Source organism: Thermolongibacillus altinsuensis (genome assembly GCF_004341205.1).
In the GTDB taxonomy this organism is placed as follows: Bacteria; Bacillota; Bacilli; order Bacillales; family Anoxybacillaceae; genus Thermolongibacillus; species Thermolongibacillus altinsuensis.
Genome location: NZ_SLUL01000012.1, coordinates 73,321 through 81,053 on the forward strand (window position 1 = coordinate 73,321; position 7,733 = coordinate 81,053).

Here is a 7,733-nt window from a genome sequence, read left to right on the forward strand (position 1 = left end):
TGTTCACTCTCTCCTTTTCCTCATAATTTTTATTTAACAATCAATGATTTTCCTGTCATTTCTTTTGGTTGTTCTAATCCTAAAAGATCAAGCATTGTTGGTGCTAAATCACCTAAAATTCCGCCATCGCGAAGTTTAATTCCTTTCTTTGTCACGATGACAGGAACTGGGTTAGTCGTATGAGCGGTATGCGGTTTTCCTTCAGGCGTAATAACTTCATCCGCATTTCCATGGTCTGCCGTGATGATGGCAATACCGCCTTTGGCTAAAATCGCATCCACGACTTTTCCTAAGCATTCATCAACAGCCTCAATCGCTTTAATCGTCGGCTCAAGCTTTCCTGAATGCCCAACCATGTCTGGGTTTGCATAGTTTAAAATGATCGCATCGAATTTATCCGCTTCGATTTCTTTTAAAAGCGCTTCTGTTACTTCATATGCGCTCATTTCTGGTTTTAAGTCGTATGTCGGAACTTTTGGTGAGTTAATTAAAATGCGCTCCTCACCAGGGAATTGTTCTTCGCGTCCGCCGTTCATAAAATACGTGACGTGCGGATATTTTTCTGTTTCCGCAATGCGAAGCTGCTTTAAGCCGTTTTGTGATAATACTTCCCCTAACGTATTATCTAAGTTTGTTGGTTTAAACGCCACGTACCCTTTTACTGTTTCACTGAAATGCGTTAAACATACGAAGAATAAGTTTTTCGGATGTTTCGGTCCGCGATCAAAATAACGGAAATCTTCGTTTGTAAATGTGTTTGAAATTTGGATCGCGCGGTCTGGACGGAAGTTGTAGAAGATAACCGCATCTTCGTCTTTAATGGTTGCAACTGGCGTTCCATCCTCGCGAACGATCACAGATGGCAAGACGAACTCGTCATAAATGCCATTTGCATAAGAATCATCAATACATTCAATTGGATCGCGATACTTCGGACCTTCGCCATACACCATTGCTCGGTATGCCTTTTCTACGCGTTCCCAACGTTTGTCGCGGTCCATTGAATAGTAGCGTCCAGAAAGGGTCGCAATTTCACCAACGCCGATTTGAGCGATTTGCTCGTTTAATTCGTTAATATACTTTTTCGCTGTTTGCGGACCAACATCGCGACCGTCTAGAAAGCCGTGAATGTATACGTTTTTCACGCCTTCTTTTGCCGCTAATTTCAACAATGCATATAAGTGATGAATGTGGCTATGCACACCACCATCGGAAAGAAGACCGAAAATGTGCAAGTTGGTTCCTTTTTCTTTGACGTGGTTCATCGCCGCCAAGAACGTTTCGTTCCGTTCAAATTCTCCTTCACGAATGGCGATGTTCACACGTGTTAAACTTTGATACACAATTCGTCCTGCACCAATGTTCAAGTGACCAACTTCAGAGTTCCCCATTTGTCCTTCAGGGAGACCGACCGCTTCTCCGCATGCTTTCAATGTTGTATGCGGATATTCATTCCAGTAGCGGTCAAAATTTGGTTTTTTCGCTTGAGCAATCGCATTTCCAAATGTTTCTTCACGAAGGGCGAAACCGTCTAAAATGATTAACGCAACTGGTTTTTTGCTCATTTTCCTGCCTCCACTAGTTGTAAAAACGATTGTGGTTCTAAGCTAGCGCCTCCAACTAGCGCGCCGTCAATATGTTCTTGTGCTAAAAATTCTTTAATGTTGTTTGGTTTGACGCTGCCGCCATATTGGATGCGGATCGCATTAGCCGCTTCTTGCGAGAATTTCTTCGCGATGACCGCACGAATATGGCCGCACACTTCATTAGCATCTTCCGCTGTTGATGACTTTCCTGTACCGATCGCCCAAATTGGTTCGTAAGCGATCACCACTTGTTTCGTTTGTTCTTCTGTTAATCCTTCAAGCGCCTTTTCTACTTGTGCAGCAACGACTTCATTCGTTTTTCCGCTTTCGCGCTCTTCAAGCGTTTCACCGCAGCAAACAATTGGCACGAGTCCATGTTTGAATGCGGCAAGCACTTTTTTATTCACCGTTTCGTCTGTTTCCGCAAACATTTCGCGACGCTCAGAGTGACCGATGATCACATATGTCACACCAAGATCTTTTAAAGCAACCGGGCTGATTTCCCCCGTAAATGCTCCTTGATCTTCAAAGTGCATATTTTGTGCACCAATTTTTAAATCTGTTCCTTTCGTCGCTTCGACTAAGCGCTCTAAAAATAACGCTGGAGCGCAAACAACGGAATCCACTTTTTCTGCAGAAGGCACGGCATTTTTCACTTCTTCAACGAAGCTCAACGCTTCTGAAAGTGTTTTATGCATTTTCCAGTTTCCCGCAATAATCGGTTTTCGCATCATTTCATCCCTCTCTCTTTTCGGGAGTTCACTCTTTGTCGTTTAACGCAACGACACCCGGAAGTTGTTTTCCTTCCATAAATTCAAGCGACGCTCCGCCACCTGTAGAAATGTGATCCATTTGATCCGCTAAACCAAACTTTTCAACCGCTGCTGCTGAGTCGCCACCGCCGATGACTGTATATGTATCTTTCGCATCAGCGAGCGCTTGAGCAACCGCTTTTGTTCCTTCCGCAAAAGCGTCCATTTCGAATACGCCCATCGGTCCGTTCCAAATCACGAGTTTTGATTTTAAAATAACATCGCGATACAATTCACGCGTTTTCGGACCGATATCTAAGCCTTGCCATTCATTTGGAATTTCATCAATATTGACCACTTTTGTATTCGCGTCGTTAGAAAATTCATCTGCAACAACCGCATCCACTGGCATATAGAAGTTAACGCCTTTTTCTTTTGCTTTTTCCATGAATGATTTTGCAAGTTCGATTTTATCTTCTTCAAGTAATGATTTTCCGATTTCGTGGCCTAATGCTTTGACAAACGTATAAGCGAGACCGCCGCCGATAATGAGATTATCGACTTTATCAAGCAAGTTTTCAATAACTCCGATTTTATCTTTTACTTTTGCTCCACCGATGATCGCTGTAAACGGACGATCTGGGTTAGAAAGAGCTTTTCCTAACACTTCGATTTCTTTTTCCATTAAGAAGCCGGCTACCGCAGGTAAATAATGTGCAATTCCTTCTGTAGAAGCATGTGCACGGTGAGCCGCTCCAAATGCATCGTTCACGTAAACATCTGCTAACTCTGCAAAGGCTTTTGCTAATTCTGGATCGTTCTTTTCTTCACCAGGATAGAAACGAACGTTTTCAAGAAGCAATACATCGCCTTCATTCATTTGAGCGATCGCTGCTTTAACGGCATCGCCGTATGCCTCATCCGTTTTGACTACTTGTTTGCCAAGAAGTTCGCTTAAACGTTCTGCTACTGCTGTTAAACGTAGCTCTTCAACAACTTTTCCTTTCGGACGGCCAAGATGGCTTGCTAAAATGACTTTTGCCCCTTGTTCCATCAAATATTGAATCGTTGGTAACGCAGCACGAATGCGTGTATCGTCTGTTACTTTTCCGTCTTGCATTGGCACGTTGAAGTCCACGCGGCAAAATACGCGTTTTCCTTTGACATCAATATCACGAACGGTTTTTTTGTTCATGGCCAAACGCCTCCTTAACTAATGTCGGATGTCATATGTAGAAAGGGAGTGGGGATGATCCCCGCTCCCCTTCTCGGCATTCCCAACTATTTATTATAAACCGTTTTGGGTAACAAATCCAAATGCCTTTATTATAGACCTTTAGAAGCGATGTAAGCAGCAAGGTCAACAACGCGGTGAGAGTAACCTGTTTCGTTGTCATACCAAGATACAACTTTCACCATGCGGCCTTCCATTACCATTGTTGAAAGCGCATCGATTGTTGAAGAAGCAGTAGAACCGTTGTAGTCGCGAGATACAAGCGGCTCTTCGCTGTACGCTAAAATACCTTTTAATTCGCCTTCTGCAGCTGCTTTTAACGCTGCGTTTACTTCTTCTACTGTTACATCTTTTTCAAGCTCCGCAACAAGGTCAACAACAGAAACGTTTGGAGTTGGCACGCGCATTGCCATTCCGTTTAATTTGCCTTTTAATTCTGGAAGAACTAACGCAACTGCTTTTGCTGCACCAGTTGTTGTTGGGATGATTGATTCAGCCGCTGCGCGAGCACGACGTAAATCTTTATGAGGTAAGTCAAGAATTTGTTGGTCGTTTGTATAAGAGTGAACAGTTGTCATCATACCGCGTTTAATTCCGAATTTTTCATGAAGCACTTTTGCAAATGGTGCTAAGCAGTTTGTTGTACAAGATGCGTTTGAAATAACATGATGTTTTGCTGGGTCGTATTGATCTTGGTTTACGCCCATAACGATTGTGATGTCTTCGTTTTTAGCTGGTGCAGAGATGATGACTTTTTTCGCACCTGCTTCTAAATGTTTCGCAGCATCTTCACGGTTTGTGAAACGACCAGTTGATTCAACAACGATGTCAACGCCTAATTCGCCCCAACCTAAGTTTGCTGGGTCGCGCTCAGCTTTAACGATAATTTCTTTTCCATTCACAACGATATTGTTTCCATTAACAGAAACTTCTGCATCTAATTTGCCATGAACAGAGTCGTATTTTAAAAGATGAGCCAACGTTTTTGCGTCTGTTAAGTCGTTTACTGCTACAACTTCAATTTCAGGATTTTTTAACGCTGCACGGAATACGTTACGGCCGATACGACCAAAACCGTTAATACCAATTTTTACTGCCATGTTCTTTTCCTCCTTGAATAGTGAATGAATTTATTTTTAGGGATGGTTAATCCCGTATTAACTCTTTGGCTGCTCCTTCATCGGTAATGAGCACAGAGTGATGTGCTTGCTTCATATACGCTTTAATTGCCTTTGCTTTCGAAGCGCCGCCTGCAACAGCAATGACATGCTTCACTTTTTGCACGTCTTCAAGTTGAATGCCAACCGTATTTACTTTATGCACAACTTTCCCTTCTTGATCGAAGTAATATCCAAACGCTTCAGCAACAGCTCTGTTTTTTTCGATTTTTTCCATTTCTTCTGGCGCTGTTTTGCGCCTCTCCGCCATTGTTTTAGCGTCTCCAATTCCGTGAATAACAATACTGGATGCTTTAATTAAATCAAGCACTTCTTTAATCGCAGGCTCTTCGATAATCGATTGATATGTTTCATGACTGAGTTGATCCGGAACGTGCAGCAGACGATAACGTCCCATCGCTTTTTCCGCCATGCGCGCACAAATCGTATTTGCTTGGTTTTTCACATCCTCACCAAGCCCTCCACGCGCTGGAACAAACAAAACATCGCGATATTTTGAATCAGGCGTCATCATCTCCGCCACAGCAGCAAGGGTTGTTCCACCAGTCACAGCGACGATAGTATTTCCTTCTAAGAGTTCTTTTATGCGAGCCACGCAAGCCCGACCCATTTCTTTCTTGACCCATGGGGATTGGTCGCTATCTCCAGCGACAACAATGACATCGCGCAACTGCAAACGATTTTTGATCTTTTTCTCTAATTCTTTTAGCCCTAAAACCTCGCGCATCATATCTTCAAGCTGTTTCAGCACATCGCTTCCTTCAGCTGTCAAACTCATTCCAGTCGGCGTAATATCAAGCAAGTTTTGCTCTTTTAAAAATTGCACTTCCGATCGTAAAACACGCTCACTAATTCCTAAGTTGGTCGATAACGTTCGACGACCGATCGGCTGCATCAAGCGAATGTGCTGCAAAATCTCATATCGCTTTTGCATAATGTTGAGGAGGTCGGGCAACAATTTTCTTTGAACATCGATCAAATTACGCATGTCTAAATCTTCCTTTTGTAAGGTGTTTTTTACCACATTTGGACTTTATTTGTCCCGCTGTGACGTATTATGTCCCACATGCAGTAAAAAAATTCACCCCTGCTACACTTTCATTGTAGCAGGAGAAGGAGAGGACTTCAACTGCTCATTTGCCTTTGTAAACGCTTTCTTATGGCATCTTTGTGAATAATTCCATACTCAATCACTTCCCCGTCAATTTCAACGACAGGAATCATCAATTGATACTTCTCAAGAAGGCGGTCGTCTTCATAAATATCGATTTCTTCAAGTTGGAATGGCATCTCCTTTTGTAACTCGATTAATGCTTTTTTGGCTTGATCACAAAGGCAACAATTTTGTTTTGAATAAACGACGACTTTCAAATCAATCTCTCCTTATGCATATCTTTTTCTTTTCGCTGCTGGAGGAATATTTAATTGCTCGCGGTATTTCGCTACCGTTCGCCGCGCAATTTGCACGTTGTATCGCTCGTTTAATACCTGAGCGATTTTTTGATCGGATAAAGGCTTCAACGCGTCTTCTTCTGCAATCAGCTGTTGAATGATCGCCTTTACTTTTGTTTGGGAAGCATCCTCTTCGAAAGAGGTTGCCACGCCACTTGTAAAAAATTGGCGCATCTCCACTAAGCCATATGGTGTTTGCACATATTTATTCCGCACCGTTCGGCTAATCGTTGATTCGTGAACGTTTAGCGCTTCAGCGATCTCGCGCATCGTCAACGGCTTGATATACAGCGGTCCTTTTTCAAAGTAATCCTTTTGTTTTTCAATTAATTGTAACATGACTTGCTTGATCATTTCTTTTCGCTGCTCTAAACATCGCCTAATCCATTGAAACTGATGATGTTTTTCTTTCACATATTTTGTTGTTTGTTCGTCGCAAAAACGAGTAATTTTCTTTTCATACGATTCATTCCATACAAGCTCCGGAACGATGTCATCATTCATGACGACGTTCCAACTGCCTTCATGACACGTCACAATCACATCGGGCACAATATAATTCATTTCATGATCATTATACAGGCTGCCTGGTTTCGGATGAAGGGTACGAATTAAATCCCATGCTTGCTGAATTTGATGCAAATCGACATGCAACTGTTTAGCAATCAATTTCCAATCTTTTTGAATAAATGAATCAAAATAGTGCGTAACGATCGTTTCTGCTAACTCGTTTCGTTCTCGTAATCGGATGAGCTGCAAATATAAACATTGCCGTAAATTTTGTGCTCCTACTCCCGCTGGCTCAAGAGATTGCAGCAATGCAAGAGCTCGTTCGACGATTGGCATACGGACATGCAATCGGTCCGCTACTTCTTGACAACTGGCATGCAAATAGCCATTTTCATCCAGGGAGGCAATTAAGTAATCCAGCACTCGCCGTTCCTCAGACGATAACTTCATGCCGATGAGCTGTGACAACAAATGCTCAGCCAACGTTTTTTTAAAAGCGCTTACATTTTCGATGCCGCCTAACTTTTTCGCGCTCTCACGCGGATGGTGTGAAAAAAATGGTTTTTCTTTCAACTCTATAAACGGGTTCTCCAACGCTTGCTCATGTAAAAAAGTCTGCAATTCTAACATGGAATATTGCAACAGCTCAATCGCTTGCGTAAGTTCCTTCGTTAACGCTAGTTTCACTTCTTGTTGCTGAACTAACCGTGCTTCCATGCCGCCATCCCCCTTCATCCTTCATTTTACCATCTCTTTTATGCGAGATGATAAAAAAAAATTTGGATGTTTTTACCTCTATACATATGCAAGAGAACAATGATATTATTCAATTAGAACAAGCGGGCAAGCCCCGCAAATTCTATTTTCGTCCAGTGCTGGCACACTGGACTTTATTATTTTTTACATAAAAAGACCTGCTTGCTTGTTGATATTATCCCTCTTGTGTAGACAGTGTAGAAAAAGGACACACTGCTATACAGGAGGGATTTTTTTGGATAAATCAAATGCAAAATACAAAAGC

At 42.4% G+C, this 7,733-nt stretch carries 7 protein-coding genes; all 7 read right to left on the reverse strand.

The window, feature by feature from the left end; translation table 11 throughout:
- Positions 1-29 precede the first annotated feature (29 nt).
- The 7 genes from gpmI to rpoN all read right to left on the reverse strand — a co-directional run bounded on the left by gpmI (position 30) and on the right by rpoN (position 7,429).
- Entirely contained in the window at positions 30-1,565 is a 1,536-nt protein-coding gene (gene gpmI / locus EDD69_RS11355; protein ID WP_132949071.1) for a 2,3-bisphosphoglycerate-independent phosphoglycerate mutase, read from the reverse strand.
- Positions 1,562-2,317, reverse strand: a complete 756-nt coding sequence (tpiA, locus tag EDD69_RS11360) for a triose-phosphate isomerase (RefSeq protein ID WP_132949072.1) — start codon at positions 2,315-2,317, stop codon at positions 1,562-1,564. The genes gpmI and tpiA overlap by 4 nt, the downstream gene beginning before the upstream one ends.
- A gap of 28 nt (positions 2,318-2,345) precedes the next feature.
- Positions 2,346-3,533 (reverse strand): phosphoglycerate kinase, encoded by a 1,188-nt coding sequence (locus EDD69_RS11365; protein ID WP_132949073.1) that lies wholly within the window; start codon positions 3,531-3,533, stop codon positions 2,346-2,348.
- 131 nt (positions 3,534-3,664) lie between these two features.
- The gene (gene gap / locus EDD69_RS11370; RefSeq protein ID WP_132949074.1) at positions 3,665-4,672 is read right to left on the reverse strand and encodes a type I glyceraldehyde-3-phosphate dehydrogenase; all 1,008 of its coding nucleotides are present in this window, start codon (positions 4,670-4,672) and stop codon (positions 3,665-3,667) included.
- A gap of 46 nt (positions 4,673-4,718) precedes the next feature.
- Positions 4,719-5,738 (reverse strand): sugar-binding transcriptional regulator, encoded by a 1,020-nt coding sequence (locus tag EDD69_RS11375; RefSeq protein WP_132949075.1) that lies wholly within the window; start codon positions 5,736-5,738, stop codon positions 4,719-4,721.
- Between the two features lie 137 nt (positions 5,739-5,875).
- Positions 5,876-6,121 carry a glutaredoxin family protein gene (locus EDD69_RS11380; RefSeq protein ID WP_132949076.1) on the reverse strand — a complete coding sequence of 82 codons (246 nt, stop codon included), beginning with the start codon at positions 6,119-6,121 and terminating at the stop codon, positions 5,876-5,878.
- 12 nt (positions 6,122-6,133) lie between these two features.
- The gene (rpoN, locus tag EDD69_RS11385; protein ID WP_132949077.1) at positions 6,134-7,429 is read right to left on the reverse strand and encodes an RNA polymerase factor sigma-54; all 1,296 of its coding nucleotides are present in this window, start codon (positions 7,427-7,429) and stop codon (positions 6,134-6,136) included.
- Between the last annotated feature and the right edge of the window lie 304 nt (positions 7,430-7,733).

What these genes read in the sequence shown, in the direction of transcription:
- gpmI (WP_132949071.1), bottom strand. Translation starts at nt 1,565, where the DNA reads ATGAGCAAAAAACCAGTTGCGTTAATCATTTTAGACGGTTTCGCCCTT.
- tpiA (WP_132949072.1), bottom strand. Translation starts at nt 2,317, where the DNA reads ATGCGAAAACCGATTATTGCGGGAAACTGGAAAATGCATAAAACACTT.
- EDD69_RS11365 (WP_132949073.1), bottom strand. Translation starts at nt 3,533, where the DNA reads ATGAACAAAAAAACCGTTCGTGATATTGATGTCAAAGGAAAACGCGTA.
- gap (WP_132949074.1), bottom strand. Translation starts at nt 4,672, where the DNA reads ATGGCAGTAAAAATTGGTATTAACGGTTTTGGTCGTATCGGCCGTAAC.
- EDD69_RS11375 (WP_132949075.1), bottom strand. Translation starts at nt 5,738, where the DNA reads ATGCGTAATTTGATCGATGTTCAAAGAAAATTGTTGCCCGACCTCCTC.
- rpoN (WP_132949077.1), bottom strand. Translation starts at nt 7,429, where the DNA reads ATGGAAGCACGGTTAGTTCAGCAACAAGAAGTGAAACTAGCGTTAACG.